This window comes from Clostridium chauvoei, from assembly GCF_002327185.1.
In the GTDB taxonomy this organism is placed as follows: domain Bacteria; phylum Bacillota; class Clostridia; order Clostridiales; family Clostridiaceae; genus Clostridium; species Clostridium chauvoei.
The window spans coordinates 425,664-447,269 of record NZ_CP018624.1; the positions used below are offsets into that span (position 1 = coordinate 425,664).

At 29.1% G+C, this 21,606-nt stretch carries 19 protein-coding genes and 1 pseudogene; all 20 read left to right on the forward strand.

What is annotated here, in order from left to right; genetic code table 11:
* Nucleotides 1-3: 3 nt before the first annotated feature.
* The 20 genes and pseudogenes from BTM21_RS01985 to BTM21_RS02080 all read left to right on the forward strand — a co-directional run bounded on the left by BTM21_RS01985 (nucleotide 4) and on the right by BTM21_RS02080 (nucleotide 21,605).
* The gene (locus BTM21_RS01985; protein ID WP_021876399.1) at nucleotides 4-1,332 is read left to right on the forward strand and encodes a 4Fe-4S dicluster domain-containing protein; all 1,329 of its coding nucleotides are present in this window, start codon (nucleotides 4-6) and stop codon (nucleotides 1,330-1,332) included.
* 1 nt (nucleotide 1,333) lies between these two features.
* Nucleotides 1,334-1,882, forward strand: coding sequence for a BMC domain-containing protein (locus tag BTM21_RS01990; RefSeq protein ID WP_021876398.1), 549 nt, complete (start codon nucleotides 1,334-1,336; stop codon nucleotides 1,880-1,882).
* 54 nt (nucleotides 1,883-1,936) lie between these two features.
* Complete coding sequence (locus tag BTM21_RS01995; RefSeq protein ID WP_021876397.1) at nucleotides 1,937-2,599, forward strand: cupin domain-containing protein; 663 nt, start codon at nucleotides 1,937-1,939, stop codon at nucleotides 2,597-2,599.
* A gap of 22 nt (nucleotides 2,600-2,621) precedes the next feature.
* Nucleotides 2,622-3,233, forward strand: coding sequence for a BMC domain-containing protein (locus BTM21_RS02000; protein ID WP_021876396.1), 612 nt, complete (start codon nucleotides 2,622-2,624; stop codon nucleotides 3,231-3,233).
* Nucleotides 3,234-3,271: 38 nt separating this feature from the next.
* Nucleotides 3,272-4,834: an acetaldehyde dehydrogenase (acetylating) gene (locus BTM21_RS02005; protein WP_021876395.1), complete on the forward strand. Its 1,563-nt coding sequence runs from the start codon at nucleotides 3,272-3,274 to the stop codon at nucleotides 4,832-4,834.
* Complete coding sequence (locus tag BTM21_RS02010) at nucleotides 4,835-5,485, forward strand: phosphate propanoyltransferase (protein ID WP_079481567.1); 651 nt, start codon at nucleotides 4,835-4,837, stop codon at nucleotides 5,483-5,485. It abuts the gene before it with no gap.
* 75 nt (nucleotides 5,486-5,560) lie between these two features.
* Entirely contained in the window at nucleotides 5,561-5,851 is a 291-nt protein-coding gene (gene eutM, locus BTM21_RS02015) for an ethanolamine utilization microcompartment protein EutM (protein ID WP_021876393.1), read from the forward strand.
* A gap of 355 nt (nucleotides 5,852-6,206) precedes the next feature.
* On the forward strand, nucleotides 6,207-7,148 hold the full coding sequence (locus BTM21_RS02020; RefSeq protein ID WP_021876392.1) for a 2-dehydropantoate 2-reductase: 942 nt from the start codon (nucleotides 6,207-6,209) through the stop codon (nucleotides 7,146-7,148).
* Between the two features lie 18 nt (nucleotides 7,149-7,166).
* On the forward strand, nucleotides 7,167-8,234 hold the full coding sequence (locus BTM21_RS02025; RefSeq protein WP_021876391.1) for a PTS sugar transporter subunit IIC: 1,068 nt from the start codon (nucleotides 7,167-7,169) through the stop codon (nucleotides 8,232-8,234).
* Nucleotides 8,235-8,366: 132 nt separating this feature from the next.
* Nucleotides 8,367-9,473 carry a DEAD/DEAH box helicase gene (locus tag BTM21_RS02030; RefSeq protein WP_021876390.1) on the forward strand — a complete coding sequence of 369 codons (1,107 nt, stop codon included), beginning with the start codon at nucleotides 8,367-8,369 and terminating at the stop codon, nucleotides 9,471-9,473.
* Nucleotides 9,474-9,796: 323 nt separating this feature from the next.
* The gene (locus tag BTM21_RS02035) at nucleotides 9,797-10,942 is read left to right on the forward strand and encodes a PucR family transcriptional regulator (RefSeq protein ID WP_021876389.1); all 1,146 of its coding nucleotides are present in this window, start codon (nucleotides 9,797-9,799) and stop codon (nucleotides 10,940-10,942) included.
* A 191-nt stretch (nucleotides 10,943-11,133) separates the two neighbouring features.
* Nucleotides 11,134-13,335, forward strand: coding sequence for an ornithine decarboxylase (locus BTM21_RS02040; protein WP_021876388.1), 2,202 nt, complete (start codon nucleotides 11,134-11,136; stop codon nucleotides 13,333-13,335).
* A gap of 92 nt (nucleotides 13,336-13,427) precedes the next feature.
* The gene (gene potE / locus BTM21_RS02045) at nucleotides 13,428-14,771 is read left to right on the forward strand and encodes a putrescine-ornithine antiporter (RefSeq protein ID WP_021876387.1); all 1,344 of its coding nucleotides are present in this window, start codon (nucleotides 13,428-13,430) and stop codon (nucleotides 14,769-14,771) included.
* A 160-nt stretch (nucleotides 14,772-14,931) separates the two neighbouring features.
* Nucleotides 14,932-15,896: pseudogene (locus tag BTM21_RS02050) on the forward strand (tRNA dihydrouridine synthase).
* 96 nt (nucleotides 15,897-15,992) lie between these two features.
* Nucleotides 15,993-16,319, forward strand: coding sequence for a hypothetical protein (locus BTM21_RS02055; protein ID WP_079481566.1), 327 nt, complete (start codon nucleotides 15,993-15,995; stop codon nucleotides 16,317-16,319).
* 128 nt (nucleotides 16,320-16,447) lie between these two features.
* The gene (locus BTM21_RS02060) at nucleotides 16,448-16,975 is read left to right on the forward strand and encodes a sigma-70 family RNA polymerase sigma factor (RefSeq protein ID WP_021876384.1); all 528 of its coding nucleotides are present in this window, start codon (nucleotides 16,448-16,450) and stop codon (nucleotides 16,973-16,975) included.
* A 1-nt stretch (nucleotide 16,976) separates the two neighbouring features.
* Nucleotides 16,977-17,315: a hypothetical protein gene (locus BTM21_RS02065; protein ID WP_021876383.1), complete on the forward strand. Its 339-nt coding sequence runs from the start codon at nucleotides 16,977-16,979 to the stop codon at nucleotides 17,313-17,315.
* Complete coding sequence (locus BTM21_RS02070) at nucleotides 17,300-17,986, forward strand: YbbD-related protein (RefSeq protein WP_079481564.1); 687 nt, start codon at nucleotides 17,300-17,302, stop codon at nucleotides 17,984-17,986. Before BTM21_RS02065 ends, BTM21_RS02070 begins: the two co-directional genes overlap by 16 nt.
* Before the next feature lie 277 nt (nucleotides 17,987-18,263).
* Complete coding sequence (locus BTM21_RS02075) at nucleotides 18,264-19,928, forward strand: glycoside hydrolase family 13 protein (protein ID WP_021876381.1); 1,665 nt, start codon at nucleotides 18,264-18,266, stop codon at nucleotides 19,926-19,928.
* Nucleotides 19,929-19,949: 21 nt separating this feature from the next.
* A complete protein-coding gene (locus BTM21_RS02080; RefSeq protein ID WP_021876380.1) occupies nucleotides 19,950-21,605 on the forward strand; it encodes a PTS transporter subunit IIBC in 1,656 nt (551 codons plus the stop codon).
* Nucleotide 21,606: the final 1 nt, after the last annotated feature.

Sequence of the window (21,606 nt, forward strand, 5' to 3'; positions counted from 1 at the left end):
ACAATGAGCCTTTTAGATAAAGTAAAGGATGCAGGCGTTATTGGTGCTGGTGGAGCAGGGTTTCCAACTCATGTTAAATTAGCAGCAAAAGCAGAATATATACTTCTAAATGGAGCAGAATGTGAGCCGCTTTTAAGAGTTGATCAACAGTTGATGGAGATTTTCCCAGATGAAATAATTAAAGGCTTTGAAGCAGCTAGAAAGCTAGTTGAAGCAAAGAAAGGAATTATAGGAATAAAGGGAAAACATAAAAAAGTAATTTCTATTTTAAAAGATAGAATTATAAGTTTACAACTAGGAGATTTAATTGAGGTAAAAGAACTTCCAGATATTTATCCAGCAGGTGACGAACAAGTTCTTGTTTATGAACTTACAGGAAGGATTGTTCCGGAAGTCGGCATTCCGATTCAGGTTGGTTGTGTAGTTGTTAATAGTGAAACAGCATTAAATATTTATAATGCGTCTTTAGGGAAACCAGTTATAGAAAAATATATCACTATTTCAGGTGATGTTCCAAAGCCTATAACTGTAAAAGTACCAGTTGGAACAAAGACTATAGATGTACTAAAGCTTAGTGGTATAAAAGATTTTAGTGATTATGCAGTTATTGATGGTGGACCAATGATGGGACCTGTAATGAAAAATTTAGATGGATATATAACTAAAAAAAATAAGGGCTTCATAATACTTAGAAAAGATCACTCATTAATACGTAAAAAATCTGTTAAAATGAGCCAAGCTAAAAGAATAAATAGATCAGCTTGTGAACAATGTAGAATGTGTACAGATATGTGCCCACGTTACTTATTAGGTCATAATACTCAACCACATAAGATGATGAGAGCTATAGCGTACAATATGGATAATATGGAAGAACAAAAAATATCTCAACTATGTTGTCAGTGTAATTTATGTGAATTATTTTCATGTCCAGCAGGACTATATCCTAAAACTGCTAATTTATATTTTAAGCAAAAACTTGCTGAAAAAAATATTAAATATAAGCCAGTAAAAGATAAATTTGAAGCAAGACAAGCTCGCGAATATAGATTAGTTCCAAGTAAAAGACTTATTTATAGGTTAGGATTAAGAGATTTTGATAAACAAGCTCCTTTAACAGATGTCCTAGTAGAACCTGATACAGTTTGTATTTTAAAGCAACAACATGTAGGAGCTCCTGCTGTTTGTAGTGTGAATATAGGAGATCATGTTCAAGCTGGAGATTTAATAGGAAAAATTAAAGAAGGCAGCTTAGGTGCAAATATTCATGCAAGTATTTCAGGAACTATTACAGACATTGGAAATGAATTTATAACCATAAGGAGGGATTAATTTGGCTAATGCAATAGGAATGGTTGAATTTACAAGCATAGCACGTGGAATTTATGCAACTGACCAAATGCTTAAGACATCAGAAGTTGAAATAGTTACTGCTACTTCAGTTTGTCCAGGAAAATACATTGCAATAGTTAATGGTGATGTTGCTGCAGTAAAAGAATCTGTAGATGTAGGAGAAAATATGGCAGGAGAGTTTTGGATTGATTCAATAGTTATTCCAAATGTAAGTCCATTAGTTTTTCCAGCAATTACAGGAGCAACAATGCCTGATAGAATACAAGCACTTGGAATTCTAGAATCCTTTTCTATAGCTAATATGGTTATAGCAGCAGATGCTATTTTAAAGGCTGCTAATTTAGATCCAATAGAGCTTAGATTAGGGACTGGATTAGGAGGAAAATCTTTCTTTACTTTTACAGGTGATGTAGCAGCAGTTGAAGCTGGTATAGAATCAGGAAAGTCAATTATGCAAGAAAAAGGTTTGTTAGTTAATGCAGAGATTATACCATCTCCTTCAGATAGATTACTACAGTCTTTACTTTAAAGGTAAGTAAAAACATTATATAAAAATAATTTTACAATGAAAGGATGTGAGTAAATGAAAAAGTTAATCATTGCAAAAGATATTGAAGATTTAATAAAGCAAGGTGAAACAAGATTTAATATTGATAGTAATGTAATTATTACACCAGCAGCTAAAGATTTAGCAAAGGCTAATGGTATAGAATTTACTACAGAGGAGACTAAATGCGAAGTAAAAGCATTTGATCCAATATCAAAAGCTTGTATAGAAGGATTAGATAGTGAAATGCTTCTAGCTTTCTTTAAAACTATGATGGATAAAGGACTTTTACAAGAAATGCTTAATTGCTTAAACAAGCCTAATAAACCTTATACTTTTGAAAGTGATAAAGGAGGTTTAAAGGTTGTTAGAGGTAATACAGTTAAAATGGATGTTTTTGATACAGGTGATCCAAAGGTAAAAGCTTATTATCAAGAATTAGTTAGTAAAGAAGAATCTAAAATGAGTGCAGGTTTTTTAACAATAGAAAATTCACGCTTTGATTGGGAATTAACTTATGAAGAAATTGATTATGTAATAGAAGGGACATTGACAATAGAGATAAATGGAAAGACCTATACTGCATATCCTGGTGATGTATTATTTGTACCATCAGGCTCTAAAGTAGTTTGGGGTTCACCTAATAAAGCAAGGGTATTTTATGCTACTTATCCTGCAAACTGGGCGGATCTTTTATAGTAAACTTTGGGAGGATTAAGCTATGAAAGCACTTGGATTAATAGAAACAAGGGGACTATTAGCAGCAATTGAAAGTGCAGATACAATGCTTAAAGCAGCAGATGTTAGTATTTTTGATAAAACCTATGTTGGAGGTGGCCTTGTTTCAGTATCAGTAACAGGAGATGTAGGTGCAGTAAAAGCAGCAGTTGAAGCTGGTGTTGCAGCTGTTAAAAAACTTGATAGTTCATTACTTGTTTCAGAACATGTAATACCTAGACCTCATGAAGAATTAGATAGCATTATTGGAATTAAAAGTACAATAAGAAATATAGATGATTCTAACAATCAAAATGAAGATCTAGATGAGGATAATTCAAATTTTATATTAGATAATTTATTTGATGGTAATTTAGAAGATGAAAAAAAAGCTAATTCTGAGAAAGTAGATTTAGATAATTTACAAAAAGAGAGTATAGATAATTTAGTAAAAGATAATGGAATAGAAAAAACTATTGAAGTTTTAAATAAGCTTAAGCTAAGAAAACTTAGAACTTTAGCTAAACAATATACAGATTTAGGAATTACAAATGAAATGATTTCTAAAGCAAGTAAAAAGTTATTAATTACAAAAATAGAAGAGTATTATAAATAACTTTGATATAGACAGATTCTAAAAGGGGGAATGACAAAATGGAGAATTTTGATAAAGATTTACGATCTATTCAAGAAGCAAGAAATCTTGCCAGACTAGGAAAAGTTGCAGCAGAAAAAATTGCTGATTATAGTGAAGAACAAATTGATAGAATTTTGCGTAATATGGTTAAAGTTGCAGAAGAGAATGCAGCATGTTTAGCAAAAATGGCAGTAGAAGAAACAGGCTTTGGTAAAGTTGAGGATAAAACTTATAAAAATCATATGGCATCAACAATTTTATATAACGCAATAAAAGATATGAAAACTATTGGTGTAATTAAAGAAGATGAAGTAAATAAATTAATTGAAATTGCAGAGCCCGTTGGTTTAGTAATGGGAATAGTACCATCTACAAATCCAACATCAACTACTATTTTTAAAGCAATGATTGCAATTAAATCTAGAAATGCAATAGTATTTTCACCACATCCATCAGCTGCAGAATGTACAATTAAAGCAGCTAAATTAATGAATGAGGCTGCAATTGAAGCAGGAGCTCCTAAAGATATTATTGGATGTATTTCTATACCAACTCTTGGAGCAACAAATGAATTAATGACCTGTAAAGAAGTTGCAATTATTATAGCAACTGGAGGTCCAGGGATGGTAAAGGCTGCTTATAGTTCAGGTAAGCCTGCACTTGGAGTTGGAGCAGGTAACTCTCCTGCATATATAGAAAGAAGTGCTAATGTTAAGCAAGCTGTTACAAGTATAATTGCAAGTAAGACCTTTGATAATGGTACAATCTGTGCATCAGAACAATCAATTATATGTGAAGAATGTAATTATAATGAAGTTGTTGAAGAATTAAAAAATCAAGGTGGATACTTTATGACAACAGAAGAAACTAATAAGGTTTGTAACTTGTTGTTTAAGAATGGACATAGTATGAATGCTAAGTTTGTTGGTAGATCACCTAAAGTTATTGCAGATGCAGCAGGAATTTCTATTCCAGAAGGAACTAAAGTGCTTATTGGAAAGCAAGAAGGGGTAGGGGATGGTTATCCTTTATCATTTGAAAAACTTACTACAGTACTTGGTTTCTACACAGTAAGAGATTGGCAAGAAGCATGTGAATTAAGTATTAAGTTACTTCAAAATGGAATTGGTCATACAATGAGTATTCACACTGAAGATAGAGATATAGTAATGAAGTTTGCTAGAAAGCCAGCGTCACGTATTTTAGTTAATACTGGAGGTAGCCAAGGTGGAACAGGTGGAAGCACAGGTCTTATACCATCATTTACACTAGGTTGTGGTACTTGGGGTGGTAGCTCAGTGTCAGAAAATGTCACTCCAATGCATTTAGTTAATATAAAGAGAGTTGCTTATGGTCTGAAGAATTGTGCAACGTTAGTTGCTGATGACCCAACTTTTAATTGCTTAAAAACTACTGATAACTGTCATTCTACACATAATCAATATGAAACATTAAGTCCTTCACAATATGCGGCTGCATCAAAGTGTAATAATACTACTGATAATAGTACAGGCACTAATAATGAAGAACTTATGAAATTAGTTAATGAGATAGTAAAGGCAATGAAGGGGGACATCTAAATGGATGGATGTGAAGCTATATTGAAACTTTTACTGGAGGCTGTACAAAATAATTCAGTTAATGAAGTATCAAAAAATAATTCATTAGAAATTCCAGTAGGTGTTTCAAATAGACATATACATCTTTCAAAGAAAGATTTAGACACTTTGTTTGGTGAGAATTATCAGTTGACAAAAATAAAGGATTTATCACAACCTGGTCAATATGCATGTAAGGAAACATTAACAATTTGTGGACCCAAAGGTGCTATTGAAAAAGTTAGAATTCTTGGACCTACAAGAAGTAAAACACAGGTTGAAGTATTAGCAGGAGATTGTTTTAAGCTTGGTGTTATTTCACAACCAAGACTATCAGGTGACTTATGTAGAACACCTGGAATAACTTTAATTGGTAAAAAAGGTTCAGTTCAAATTGAAGAAGGATTAATAGTTGCACAAAGACATATTCATATGACACCAGAAGATGCTAAAAGATTTCAAGTCTCTGATGGGGATATAGTTTCAATTAAATTTGATGACCTACGAGGTGGAATTTATAGCAATGTAGCTATTAGAGTAACAGATACTTCAAGTCTTGAGTGTCATATTGACACAGAAGAAGCAAATGCTATGAATATTAATTCTAATTCAAAACTAAAAATTATAAAGTAAAAAATAAAAATTCAAATATAAAAGCTATTAATAAAAATATTAAATAAAAATGAAAGAAAATAGGAGGATTTTAAAATGAAATATGATGCATTAGGAATGATAGAAACAAGAGGTTTAGTTGGTTCAATAGAGGCTGCAGATGCTATGGTTAAGGCAGCAAATGTTTATTTAATTGGTAAAGAGTATGTTGGTGGAGGTCTTGTAACAGTTATGGTAAGAGGTGATGTAGGAGCTGTAAAAGCTGCTACTGATGCTGGTGCTGCAGCAGCACAACGTGTTGGAGAATTAATTTCAGTTCACGTTATTCCACGTCCACACTCAGAAGTAGAAGTAATTCTTCCAACAGCTAAAGAAATTACAAAATAAATTAAAATTAAAAATGATAAAAAGAGGTGTTGCAAAATAATTTTTCGTTATTTTGTAGCATCTCTTTTTGAATTTAAATATATAAAACGAAAAATAATATCATTAAATTAATGACTTAACTTTCGAAAATTAATAGAATATACATAAAAAATTAAACAAAAACACATAAAAAATTAATTATTTTTTACAAAAAGATAATTTGATACTAAAAATATTTAAAAAAGTCGATTTGTGTAGAAATTTAAAGAAAAAAACAGTAAGAATAATTTAATTTTACTAAAAGCTATTTATTAATAAAAACTATCACTTTCCAATATGTTATTATTTTAACATATTAAAAGAAGAGGTGATACAAATGAAAATAGCAATCGCTGGCGCTGGAGCTATGGGAAGTAGATTTGGACTTATGTTACATAAAGCAGGAAATGAAGTTATATTAATTGATAAGTGGACTGAACATGTAAATAAAATAAAAGAAGTAGGTTTAAAAGCTAATTTTAATGGAGAAGATATTGTTGAACAAATACCAGCATTTTTCCCAAATGAATTAGAAGGAAAGGTAGGATCTATTGATACTGTTATATTATTTACAAAAGCTATGCAATTAGATGATATGTTACAATCAATAAAATCAATATTATCAAAAGATACTAAAGTATTATGCTTATTAAACGGATTAGGACATGAAGATACTGTTAAGATGTATGTATCAGAAGAAAATATTTTACTTGGAAATACTATGTGGACAGCTGGATTAACTGGTCCTGGAGAAGTAAAACTTTTTGGAAATGGAGAAGTAGAACTTCAAAACGTATATTCAAGTGGTAAAGAATCAGGATTAGAAGTTGTAAAGGTATTAAGTGAAGCAGGATTGAACGCAAAGTATAGTGAAAATGTAAAGTATTCTATATGGAGAAAAGCTTGTGTAAATGGAACTTTAAATGGAACATGTACTATTTTAGATTCAAATATTGCAAGTTTTGGAGCATCTAAAGCAGCAGATGAAATAGTTCGTACAATTATTAATGAATTTGCAGATGTAGCAGAAAAAGAAGGTATTATTCTTGATCGTGAAGAAATAGTAAGCCATGTTAAGAGTACTTTCGATCCAAATGGAGTGGGTAAACACTATCCATCTATGCATCAAGATTTAATTAAAAATAATCGTTTAACAGAAATTGATTATATTAATGGAGCAGTATGCAGAAAGGGTGCAAAATACAATGTTTCAACACCTTACTGTCAATTCTTAACTCTATTAGTTCATGCAAAAGAAGAAATTTTAACAGCGAAATAATAAAGGAGATATATAAATATGTCTGAAATTAAAAGACTTACGCCTAAGGATTTTTTAAATAAAGTTCTGGCTGGAACAGCTTTAGGAATTATAGTTGGACTTATTCCAAATGCTGTTTTAGCATCTATTTTAAAACTTTTTGAACAAACAGACTTTGTAGTTTTATTAACTAGAACTGTTGTTATGTTTCAATTAACTACTCCATTATTAATAGGAGCTCTTATTGCATTACAATTTGGATTAAATCCAATGAAGATGGCTGTTGTTGCAGGAGCAGCATTTGTAGGTTCAGGTGTTACTATGTTTAACCCACAAATGCAAAATATGGCAACAAACACTATGGGTGCATATGTAAGTGCTGGAACTGGAGATATAATAAATACTATGCTTACTGCATCAATAGCAGTAATTCTAATATTATTAGTTGGAGAAAAGTTTGGTTCAGTAAGTATAATATTAACACCTATTCTTATTGGAGCTGGATCAGGGTTAATAGGATTGCTTATACTTCCTTACGTTAAAGGATTTACAGCAATTATTGGAAATGGAATAAATTCATTTACAAATTTACAACCTATATTAATGAGTATTTTAATAGCTTGTTCATTTGCAGTATTAATTATTTCACCAATATCAACAGTTGCTATTGGTATGGCAATTCAATTAAATGGTATATCAGCAGGAGCAGCAGCAATGGGAGTTGCAGCAACAACAATAGTATTAGTTGTTCACTCTTGGAAAGTTAATAAACCAGGCCTTACAATGGCAGTAGGTTTAGGAGCAATGAAAATGATGATGCCAAACTTGTTCCGTTATCCTATTATTTTAGTGCCTGTTTTATTTACAGCAGCTATTTCAGCAATACCAGTTGCGCTATTTAATGTTATGGGAACAGCTTCATCATCAGGATTTGGACTAGTTGGATTAGTTGGACCATTAGCATCAATTAATGCAGGTCTAAATATAATACTAGCAATAGTGGTATGGTTTGTTATTCCTACAATAGCATCAATAATATCATTAGTATTATTTGAAAAAGTACTTAAATTATATAAAAAAGAAGAAGCTTTTGCTTATCTTGGATAAGATAATTAGAAATACCAAAGTCGAAATAAATCGTCTTTGGTATTTTTTTAGTACATATGGAAATAAAATTTTAAACTTTTAAAGCTATTATTATGTTATAATTAGTGGAAATTTAAATAAGAGGGAAAAGAAATGAACTTTAAAGAATTAGGAATAAATGAAAATATAATAAAAACATTAAAAAATAATGGGATAGTAAGCCCGACTGAGATTCAAAAATATAGTATCAAAGATATATTAAATGGTAAGGATATTATAGCGGAAGCACAAACAGGTACAGGTAAAACATTAGCCTTTTTATTACCTATATTTGAAAATATTTCACTATCATCTAAAGATATTCAATGTTTAATAATAACGCCAACAAGAGAGCTAGCAATACAAATTACTGAAGAGGCTACAAAACTAAAAGAAGGTAAAGATATTGGTATTCTAGCAATGTATGGAGGCAAGGATATAGGAGCACAGTTAAATAAGTTAAAAGGCAATATTCAAATTATTATTGCTACACCAGGAAGACTTCTTGATCATATAAAGAGAAAAACTGTCGATTTAAAGAAATTAAAAACTATAGTTATTGATGAAGCGGACCAAATGTTACTTATGGGCTTTAGAAATGAAATAGATATAATAATGAAGGAAAAACCTAAAAAAGTTCAAACTTTATGTTTTTCTGCAACTATGGATTCAGCAGTTAAAAAACTAGCATATAGATATATGAGTGAACCATCAGTTATTTCTGTTAAGAAAGAAGAAGTAACATTAGAAAATATCAGACAGCAAGTAGTAGAAACTACAGACAGATTAAAAAGAGATGCTTTATGTAAAGTTCTAGATGAAGATAATCCTTTTATGGCTATTATATTCTGTAGAACAAAAAGAAGAGCAGACGAGCTTGAAGTAGTTATGCATAGAAGAGGATACAACTGTAAGGTAATACATAGCGATATACCACAAAACAAACGTGAGAGAATTATGAAGTCCTTTAGAAATGCAGACATACAATATCTAATTGCAACAGATGTTGCTTCAAGAGGTTTAGATATAGGGGGAGTAAGTCACATATACAATTATGATATTCCTGAAAAGGTAGAAACATACATTCATCGTATAGGTAGAACAGGTAGAGCTGGTGAAGATGGATATACATGCCTATTTGTAGATAAGAAAGATTTAAGGTTATTAGGGGATATAGAAAAGGAAATAAAATTTACAATACAAAGAAGAGTTTTTGAGTAAAATATGTAATGTTATCTATTTTTTGTATAAGATTTTTTTGAATTAAATAAAATAACTAAAAATTTAATATTGGTTAATGGAAATTACCCCCTTTTTATAAAATCCATATATTATTATAATAAATTGTGATGAATATTAGTAAGAAATCATTTAGATTTAAATAATTTTAAATAAATAAGTAATTTTTTTAAAAATTTCAACAAATTACTTTATTTGATTTTATAAATTTTGTTATTTATAATTTATAAATCGTCAATTTAATAACAAATAAAATGCTTTAATAAAAATTAAAAAATTTAATTATCAAAGTAGGGGGTAGTTTTGTGGCTATAACAGTTAAGGAAGCTCTTGAACTTCAGATACTAGATGGGTTTGAAGTAGTAGCAGGAAAAAATGGTTTATCTAAAGAAATAACAAATGTAGCTGTTTGGGATTATGAAACAGGGGACTTGATAAAGAAAAATTTTAGAGCGGGAGATTTTGCATTAAGTACATTAGTAGCAATAAAAGATGATATAAGAAAATTATATGACAGCGTACAAAGGATGATTGATATTGGAATAACTTGTTTAGCTATTAAAAATATATATTTCGATTATATTCCAGAAGATGTATTGGATATTGCAAATAAAAATAACTTTGTACTAATGCTATTTAAGGATACGTTTACAGAAGATGTAATAGTAGAAGTAAATAAAGCGATTATAATAAAGAAAGAATTTGAAAATTTAGCTCTACAAATAGATAAAATATTATATGATAATTTAAATGAAGCAACTATAAAAAAACTTGCTTATAATATAAATGTTAATTTTAAAGAGAAAAATATAGTTGCATATTGCAAGAAAAAAAATAATAAGCTAATTGGATTAAGAGAGTTTTCTCATGAAGAAGCTCAAGATGTTTATAGTAGAGTAATTCACTATAAAGGTGGATACTTAGTCATTAATACTTTTAATGATGTTGATTTAGATGATATTGAAAATATTATTTTAAGAAGGCTAGAGTGGTTAGGATTTTCAAATAAAGAATATTTTATAGGAATTAGTAATTTACATGAGAAGCTTTGTGATTTGGACAAGTCTATTCAAGAAAGTTTATATGCATTTAAGCATTCCAAAACTTATAACAAAGATATTGCATTCTTTAGAAAGATAGGATTAAATAGAATTTTTATACCTATTTTAGATAATCCTTGGGTGCAAAAATATTATAGTGAAGTAATTGAACCGTTAATTCAATATGATAAGAGTAATGATACTGAATTAGTAAAAACAGCTATAAAATATATTGAAAATAATGGAGATATAAAGACAACAGCTGAAGAATTATTCCAACATGGAAATACTGTAAGGTATAGAATTGATAAAATAAATAAAATAATTAGTGCCCATTGCAAAAATGAACACTTCTATGAAGAGTTAGCTGTAGGTGTTAGAATATATACCTTGCTTAATAATCCATTGTAATTTTTACAATGGATTATATTTTTTATTTTTAAATATTACAAGACCAAGGGCAGTAATAAAGGTGTATTATATGTACTGTAGTAAAACAAATCACGAATCTAAGCGGTCGTAAGACACTTAGAGATATTTAAATATAAATTCTTATAGTGATTATTTAAGTATGATTAATATGATTTTACAGGGGGAAAACTATGAATAATTTAAAAATTGCTTATATGCCAGAATCAAAAAAATATTTTGATACTAAAAGAGAATTAGTTTTAGCAAATGAAACAGATTTTACAGATGTAGCAGCAGTAGTATTAACTGATTCAGATGTAGAGTTAATAAATGCAGCTTACGACACTAAATTTGGTATTCCAATATTTATTGTATTAAAAGATACAGACAAGTTATCAAGTGACTTTGCTGAAAAAGCATATCGTGTGATAGATGGAAACACTTTTGATGCTAAACTTTATACAAGAGTTATTGAAAATGCAGCAGTTCAATATGAAGAAAAAATGTTACCTCCATTCTTTAAAACTTTAACTAGCTATGTAGAAAGAGGAAATGTTCAATTTGACTGTCCAGGACATCAAGGTGGACAATATTTCCGTAAACATCCAGCTGGTAGATATCTTTATGAATTCTTTGGAGAAAATGTTTTTAGAGCAGATATATGTAACGCAGACGTTGCATTAGGAGATTTATTAATTCATGAAGGTCCAGCAGTTGATGCAGAACAAAATGCAGCTAGAATTTACAATGCGGACAAGACTTACTTTGTAATGAATGGTACTAGTGCATCAAACAATGTTGTTGTAGGATCATTAGTTTCACCAGGAGACTTAGTATTATTTGATAGAAATAATCACAAATCAGTATATAACTCAGCTTTAGTTCAAAATGGAGCAACTCCTGTATATTTAGAAACAGGACGTAATCCATATGGATTTATCGGAGGAATCGACGCTCATTGCTTTGATGAAAAATATATAAGAGAAGAAATAAGCAAGGTTGATCCAGAAAAAGCTAATGAAAAGAGACCTTTCAGATTAGCAGTAATTCAACTTGGAACATACGATGGAACTATTTACAATGCAAGACAAGTTGTTGATAAGATAGGACATCTATGTGATTATATCTTATTTGACTCTGCTTGGGTAGGATATGAACAATTCATTCCAATGATGAGAGACTGTTCACCATTACTACTTGAATTAGATGAAAATGATCCAGGAATATTTGTAACTCAATCAGTTCACAAACAACAAGCTGGTTTCTCACAAGCATCACAAATTCATAAGAAAGATAGTCATATAAATGGACAACGTCGTTATGTTGATCATAAGAGATTTAATAACTCATTTATGCTTTATGCATCAACAAGTCCATTCTATCCTTTATATTCAACTTTAGATGTAAATGCTAAGATGCAAGAAGGAGAAGCAGGAAGACGTTTATGGGCTGACTGTATAAAACTAGGTGTTGAAGCTAGAAAATCAGTTCTTAAGAACTGTTCAATGATAAAACCATTTATTCCACCAGTAGTAAACGGAAAGAAATGGGAAGATTGTGATACAGAAGAAATAGCAAATAACATTGATTTCTTTAGATTTGTACCAGGCGAAAAGTGGCATTCATTTGAAGGATATGGAGAAAACCAATACTTCGTTGATCCAAACAAATTCATGTTAACAACACCAGGTATCAATGCTGAAACTGGAGAATATGAAGATTTTGGTATCCCTGCTACTATATTAGCAAACTATTTAAGAGAAGTAGGAATAATTCCAGAAAAGAATGATTTAAACTCTATATTATTCTTATTAACTCCAGCAGAAACTTCAACTAAAATGGAAAACTTAGTTGCTCAATTTGTAAAATTTGAAAAACTAGTTAAAGAAGATGCACCATTAAGCGAAGTTTTACCAAGCTTATACAAAAAGAATATAGAACGTTACAAAGGCTATACTATAAGACAATTATGCCAAGAAATGCATGATTTCTATAAGAATAGTGATGCTAAGAATTATCAAAAGAGATTATTTAGATCAGAATACCTACCAACTAGAGGAATGGTATATGACAAAAATGAAACAGAAGCAAGAGTAATGACAGCTCAAGATGCTAAATGGGCTTTAATAAGAAATAATGCTAAATTAGTTCCATTAGAAAATATAGTAGGTGAAATAGCATTAGAAGGTGCTCTTCCATACCCACCAGGAGTATTCTGTGTAGTTCCAGGTGAAGTTTGGAGTGAAACAGCTAGAGTATACTTTACAATATTACAAGATGGAATAAATCAATTCCCAGGCTTTGCTCCAGAAATTCAAGGTGTTTATCTTGAAGAACAAAATGATGGTAAAGTTAAAGCATTTGGATATGTATTAGATAATAAGCATATTTAATTATTAAAAGTAGCTTATAGATAAGCTATAAGCTACTTTATACTCAAATCAAAATTAAAGATTAAAATAATAAAAAGGATTGGGTAATAATTATGGAAAAACAAAAAAATAAGATGAGTGTAATGCAGTTAACTATGATAACTGCAATAAACATGATGGGATCAGGTATAATAATGCTACCAACTAAGTTAGCAGAAGTTGGTACCATGTCTATACTATCATGGGTAGTAACAGGTATTGGATCTATGGCATTAGCTTATGCTTTTGCTCAATGCGGAATGTTTAGTCGTAAACCAGGTGGAATGGGCGGATACGCTGAATATTCACATGGAAAATCAGGAAACTTCATGGCAAATTATTCATACGGTATATCTTTATTAATAGCTAATATAGCAATAGCAATATCAGCAGTTGGATATGCAACAGTATTATTTGATTTAGACCTTTCTCCAGTGGCAGTAGGTTTATGTACAATATTTACTTTATGGCTTGCTACTGTATTAAACTTTGGAGGAGCTAGAATAACAGGTAAAATTGGTTCATTTACAGTTTGGGGAGTAATAATTCCAGTATTAGTAATGTCTACAGTTGGTTGGTTCTGGTTTAGTGGAGCAGACTATGCAGCAGCTTGGAATCCTCACAATTTCTCATTCTTTGATGGTATAGGTAAATCAATTTCAATAACATTATGGGCATTTTTAGGATTAGAATCAGCTTCAGCTAATATGGATGCTGTTGATAACCCACAAAAAAATGTTCCAATAGCATGCTTAGGTGGAACTATAGGCGCAGCAATTATATATATTATATCTACAAATGTTATTGCTGGTATTGTACCAAATGCAGATTTATTAAACTCTAATGCACCATTTGGATTAGCTTTTGCAACAATGTTTACTCCAGTAATAGGTAAAATAGTAATGGGTATGATGGTAATGTCATGCTTCGGGTCATTATTAGGATGGCAATTTACTATAGCAGGTGTATTTAGAACATCAGCTATTGAAGGATATTTCCCAAAAATATTCGGAAAAGTTACAAAGTCAGAGACACCAATAATTGGTATGGTTGTAATAACTATAATCCAATCTTTACTTGCATTAATGACAGTTAGTCCAAGTTTATCAAAACAATTTGATGTACTTGTTAACTTAGCAGTAGTTACAAATGTAATCCCTTATTTATTATCAATGGGTGCTGTTAATGTAATTTTAAGATCAGAGAATGTAGCAAATAAAAAAGTTAAGATTACAACATTTATTTCTATAATTGCATCAATATATAGTTTATATGCATTATATTCTTCAGGACTTGAATCAATGTTCTATGGATCAATAGTAACATTTGCAGGTTGGGTATTATATGGATTTGTTTCATATAAATTCGATTTAAAGAAGAATCAAATAGAAGTAGATAAGGTTAATATACAATCTTAAATAAATTAATAAGTGTTTTTATGGAAAAGGATGTTAAAAAATGATTTAGTCATTTTTTAACATCCTTTTTCTATAGTAAATATTAAGTGGATAAGTAAAAAGAAGATTGATATAATATTTTTGGAAGAAATTAAGGTTTGATTTACAAAGGAGTTATTAAATGAAATACTATTTAGCACCAATGGAAGGAATTACAGGGTATATATATAGAAATTCTTATGAAAAATTCTTTCATAATATTGATAAATATTTTACGCCATTTATTGTTCCAAATACAAGTAGAAGTCTTAAAACTAAAGAGTTAAGAGATGTGTTACCTGAAAATAATAAAGGTATGAATATAGTGCCTCAAATACTTACTAATGATTCAGAAGGATTTATTGTTACCTCTAGAAAGTTAAATCAGTTAGGTTATAATGAAGTAAATTTAAATTTAGGTTGTCCTTCAGGAACTGTTGTCTCAAAAAATAAAGGAGCTGGATTTTTAGCTAAAAGAGAAGAGTTAGATAAATTTTTAGATGAGATATTTAAAATAGATAATATGAAAATTTCAGTAAAAACTAGAATAGGTAAAGATAGTCCAGAAGAGTTTTATGAATTAATAAATATATATAATAAATATCCTATAGAAGAATTAATTATTCATCCAAGAACAAGAGAAGATTTTTATGGAAATAAACCTAATTTAGAAGTGTTTAAAGATTCATTATCTTTAAGTAAAAGTCCTGTATGTTACAATGGGGACATTTTTACTAGCGATGATTATAACAAGTTTACAAAAGCTTTTCCAGAAGTAGAATCAATAATGGTAGGGAGAGGGATATTAGCTAACCCAGGGTTAATAAACAATATAAAAAATAACACTAATATAGATAAAAAGATACTAAGAGAATTTCATGATGAAATTTTATCTGAATATATAGGATTATTTAATGAAGATAAAAATGCAATGTTTAGAATGAAGGAACTATGGGGATACATGATTTATCTCTTTTCAGATAATAAAAAGTATGCTAAAAAAATAAAAAAAGCAAAAAGTTAAATGATTATAATGAGGCTGTTTCTAGTTTATTTGAAGAACAAGAAATTATAGAAGGAGCAGGATTATTTTATAATCAAGATTAAATAGATTACAAAATGTTTTATACTATTGGTAACCAATGGCATAAATTCTACATAATATAATAGTACAAAATAATAATTATGTAGGAGGCATTTTATATGGGAATTTGTAATGTATTTTATAATGTAAATAAGATAATAGTTAAACCTGGATTACAATGTTCATATATAAAGTTTTCAAAACAATTAAATCAATATTTAATTAATAGATATTGTAAGTATTATTTGGGATTACAACTTTATGAAAGCAAAGAGAATCCTTGCGTATTTTATGTTGTAGCATCCTATAGAGATATACCTGGTGTGTATGAAGCAGCAGAAAAAATAGGAGAGGATATAAGCAATATTTATGATGAGTGTTGGGGTAATTCAGTTAAACGTATTTCAATCTTAAGTTTTGTAAATTGTAAAAGAATAATCTCATAGTAAATTAAAATAATAAACAATAAAAATACTTCAGTAAAATTAAACTGAAGTATTTTTTATAAATAATTATAAAAAAATCCAACCTTATATAAAATCAATCGTATATATATGGTGAAGGAGGTGATAGATTGCAGTTTGAATACTTAATAAAGCTTTATCAAAAGGACATTTATAGGCTTTGTCTAAAGTTAACTAAAAATGAAGGTGAAGCAGATGATTTGTTTCAAGAAGTTTGGTTAAAGGCGTTTAAAAATAGAGAATCTATTATTACAGAATCTCATAAAGTGAAATCATGGCTAATAACTATTTGCATCAATACATATAGAGATATATATTCAAAAAGAAAAAGATGGCTTAATATTATTCAAGACTTTTTTGATTCAGAGGAAAAAGATTTTAAGATAAATTCAGCAACAAGAAAAGAAGAAGAGATAGAAAATATATTTTTTAAAAAGGAAGATGCTTATATTATTGAAAGCTTATTAAAAGAAATAGATGATAAATATAGAATACCAATTATATTACATTTTTATCATGATCTTAAGTATGAAAATATTTCACAAATTTTATCTATACCTATTGGAACTGTTAAATATCGCGTACATATAGGAAAAAAGAAATTAAGGGAAAAGTTAATTTTAAAAGGGAGGAATTAGATTGACTAAATATACTTTAGAGGAACTTATAAAAATAGATAAGGAAGAAGATAAAGCTATAGAAGTAAATGATAAATTAATAGAAAAGCTAAATAAAATCATATTAAAAGAGAGAAAACGTGAATTATTAATAATGCGTTTAGGAGTTATAGGGGTATTAACATTATCAATAATTTCATTATATAAAGTTTACAACATTCTTAGTAGAATGGGGTTAGACAGTTTACAAAAATATTTTTTATTGTTTGCTTTAGTTGGAAGTATAATTTTTGTTAGTCAAATACGTTACATAATAAAGTTTATTTTTGGAAGAGGTGAAGCAAGTTGGACTTATTTATAACAGGAATAATATTATATATTCTTTATATAACTTGTAAAGCTACGTTGTCTATAATTATTTATAATATAGAAAAATCAAATAAAAGAAAAGCTATATGTTGGATGATTTTATCTTTCTTTATGCCTTTTTACTTAGGATTTGTAATTTTTTATATAAAAGAATTTACAATTAAGCAGAATTTAAACAAAGTTAAAGAAAATGAGGGGGAAATATATATGATTAAAAAATATAAAAAAATTATAATAAAGATAATTTTACTTTCTATAATTTTATTAGGGAGTGGACTATATACAGTTAACAAATTCTTAGATACAACATATGAATATAATTTTGGGAATTATTCAGAAGCTAGAGATATTGTTGAAAAAGGTTGGATTCCTGAAAATATGCCAAAGGATTCTTCAGATATTTATAATGTACATAATTTAGATACAAATGTATCAAATGGATTCTTTACAGTAAAAGTAGAAAAATTAAATGAATATAAAAAATCATTAGAAGAGATTAACATGGAAGATATTAAAGATAAAAGAGAAATTAATAGTAAAGCTTGGAGAAAATCAAAGGAACAAGGAAATAGTGATAGTAAAGTAATTTTTTACGGAAAGGATAAGAATTTCTATTATGAAATTACTATATCAGGAAAGGTATATTATTGGAGTATAAATTGATTAACAACTAAATAAAATCCTAATGGTATATTGTGTACCATTAGGATTTTACTTTTTAAAAAGTAAAATCGTGCAATCGATTGCACGATTTTAAGAAAACAATAGATATTCAAAGATAAATTCTTAAAAATTAGTAAAAACAGCCTATTTTAAATTTTGCAAAAATTCTCTTTAGTGGTATAGTTTATACATAGAGATAATACAAATAATATTTTAATTGCTAAGGGATAACAAATTTTTTTATGCATTTGTGCAAACGATTGCTCAAGGAGGGAATATGAAGAGAAAATGGTGGAAAGAAGCTATAGGATATCAAATCTATCCAAGAAGCTTTATGGATTCAAATGAAGATGGAATAGGTGATATTCCTGGTATTATATCTAAGTTAGATTATTTAAATGATTTAGGCATAGATGTTATTTGGGTATGTCCATTTTATAAATCACCAAATGATGATAATGGATATGATATTAGTGATTATAAAGAAATAATGAGTGATTTTGGTACAATGAATGATTTTGATAATTTACTTAGAGAAGTTCATAATAGAGGAATGAAGTTAATAGTTGATTTAGTTGTTAATCATACTAGTGATGAACACCCGTGGTTTATTGAATCAAGATCATCAAAAAACAATCCTAAAAGAGACTGGTATATTTGGAGAGAAGGTAAGGATGGAAGAGAACCCAATAATTGGGAAAGTATCTTTAAAGGGTCTGTATGGGAGTTAGATAAAAAAACAGAAGAATATTATTTACATCTCTTTACTAAACGACAACCTGATTTAAATTGGGAAAATGAAGAAGTAAGAAATGAAATTTATAATATGATAAATTGGTGGTTAGATAAAGGTATTGATGGATTTAGAGTAGATGCAATAAGTCATATAAAAAAGGAACCAGGGCTTAAAGATATGCCTAATCCTAATAATGAAAAGTATGTATCATCTTTTGATAAACATATGAATGTAGAAGGTGTACAAGCTTTTCTAAAGGAGTTAAAAGAAAATACTTTTGATAAATATGACATAATGACTGTTGGAGAAGCAAATGGAGTTAGTTCTAAAAATGCTGAAGAATGGGTTGGAGAAAAAGAAGGAAAATTTTCAATGGTATTTCAATTTGAACATTTAGATTTATGGAATAATGCAAATGATGAAAAATTTGATGTAAGAGAATGTAAAAAAGTATTATCATCTTGGCAGAATTCTCTTGAAAATGATGGATGGAATGCATTATTTATAGAAAATCATGATATCACAAGAGCAGTTTCTTCTTGGGGAAATGATAAAGAATATTGGAAAGAAAGCTCTAAGGCATTAGGATTAATGTATTTTATGCAAAAGGGAACTCCGTTTATATATCAAGGCCAAGAAATAGGAATGACAAATGTTAATTTTAAATCAGTTGATGAGTACAATGATATAAAAGGTATAAATGATTTTAAGAAGAATTTATCAAATGGAATGGACAAAGAAAAAGCATTTAAGATAATGGCAGTTACATCAAGAGATAATGCACGTACACCAATGCAGTGGGATGCTACCCAAAATGCAGGTTTTACAAAAGGAACTCCTTGGATAAATGTGGCTGATAATTACAATTATATAAATGTGGAAAAAGAATTAAAAAGTGAAGATTCTATATTGAATTTCTATAAAAAAATGATTAAGTTAAAAAAAGAAAGTTTAACATTAACTTATGGTAAATATGAACTTATTTTAGCAGATGATGAAAATATTTATGCGTATGAGAGAATTCTAGAGGAAGAAAAATATATTATAATTACAAATCTTTCAGAAAAAAATGTAAAGTATTCATATAATAAAGCAATATTAAATTCTAGTAAATTACTTTTAAGTAATTATAATGTTCAAGAGCATGGTGATATTACAGAATGTGATTTAAGACCTTACGAGGCAAGACTATATAAAGTAAAATAGGATTTTAGGGGAGAGATTACTATGAAGGAAAAAGTTGAAAAATCTAAACTATTTACATTTGATTTTTGGCAAAAATTTGGGAAAGCATTAATGGTAGTTATTGCTGTTATGCCAGCAGCAGGAATAATGATATCTTTAGGAAAAGTTGTTGGTATGTACACCGATATAACTATATTAGATACAATAGCTAGAGTTATGGAAGATATAGGTTGGGCAATAATAACTAATCTACATGTATTATTTGCAGTTGCAATAGCTGGTTCATGGGCAAAGGAGAAAGCTGGTGGGGCATTTGCTGGATTATTAGCATTTGTGCTAATAAATCGTATAACAGGAGCTTTATTTGGAGTAAATAATGCCATGTTAGCAGATGGATCAGCTACGGTAAATTCATTGTTTGGAACGAGTTTACCTGTTGCAAATTATTTTACTAGTGTTTTAGGAGCTCCAGCTTTAAATATGGGAGTTTTTGTTGGAATTATTTCAGGTTTTGTTGGTGGAACACTATATAATAAATATTATAACTTTAGAAAGTTACCAAAATCATTAGATTTCTTTAATGGGAAAAGATTCGTTCCATTTGTAGTTATTCTTTGGTCAACAATTGCAGCAGTAGTACTTTCAATTTTATGGCCTTTTGCACAAAGTGGGTTAAATGCTTTTGGTGTTTGGATTGCACAGTCAAAGGATACAGCACCTGTATTTGCACCATTTGCATATGGATGTTTAGAACGTTTATTACTTCCATTTGGATTACATCATATGTTAACGATTCCTATAAATTATACTGAGTTAGGTGGAGTATATCAAGCTTTAACAGGTACAAATGCAGGGGCTATGGTAGCAGGTCAAGATCCATTATGGTTAGCATGGGTAACAGATCTTGTAAACTTTAAAAGTGCAGGAAATATGGCAGAGTATAATAACTTATTAGCAACAGTAGTTCCAGCTAGATTTAAAGTAGGTCAAGTTATATTATCATGTTCTTCATTACTTGCTATTGCATTAGCAATGTATAAAAATGTTGATGAAGATAAAAAACCTAAATATAAAACAATGTTTTTATCAGCAGGTATTGCAGTATTTTTAACAGGTGTTACAGAACCTATTGAGTTTATGTTTATGTTTGTATCACCAATACTTTATGTAGTTTATGCAATTATAACAGGAATAGGATTTGCTTTAGCAGATATAATATCACTTAGAGTTCATGCCTTTGGATTTATAGAATTATTAACAAGGGTTCCAATGAGTATAAATGCAGGCCTTGTAAAGGATTTAATCAATTTTATAATTACATGTGTTGTTATGTTTGGAGTAAACTTTACAATATTCAACTTTTTAATTAAGAAATTTAATATAGGGACTCCAGGACGTAAAGGAAATTATATAGAAGAGGAAGACAATTCTTCAAAGGAAGATAAAAAAGCTACTGAAGATAAGCAAGCTTTAAGTATAATAAATTTACTTGGAGAAAAAGAAAATATTGAAGATGTAGATGCATGTATGACAAGATTAAGAGTTACAGTTAAAGATATTAATAAAGTAGCTGATGAAAAAGAATGGAAAAAGAATGGAGCATTAGGACTTATAAGGAAAGATAAAGGGGTTCAAGCTGTGTATGGCCCTAAGGCTGATGTATTAAAATCAAATATACAAGATATATTGGGGATGTAAA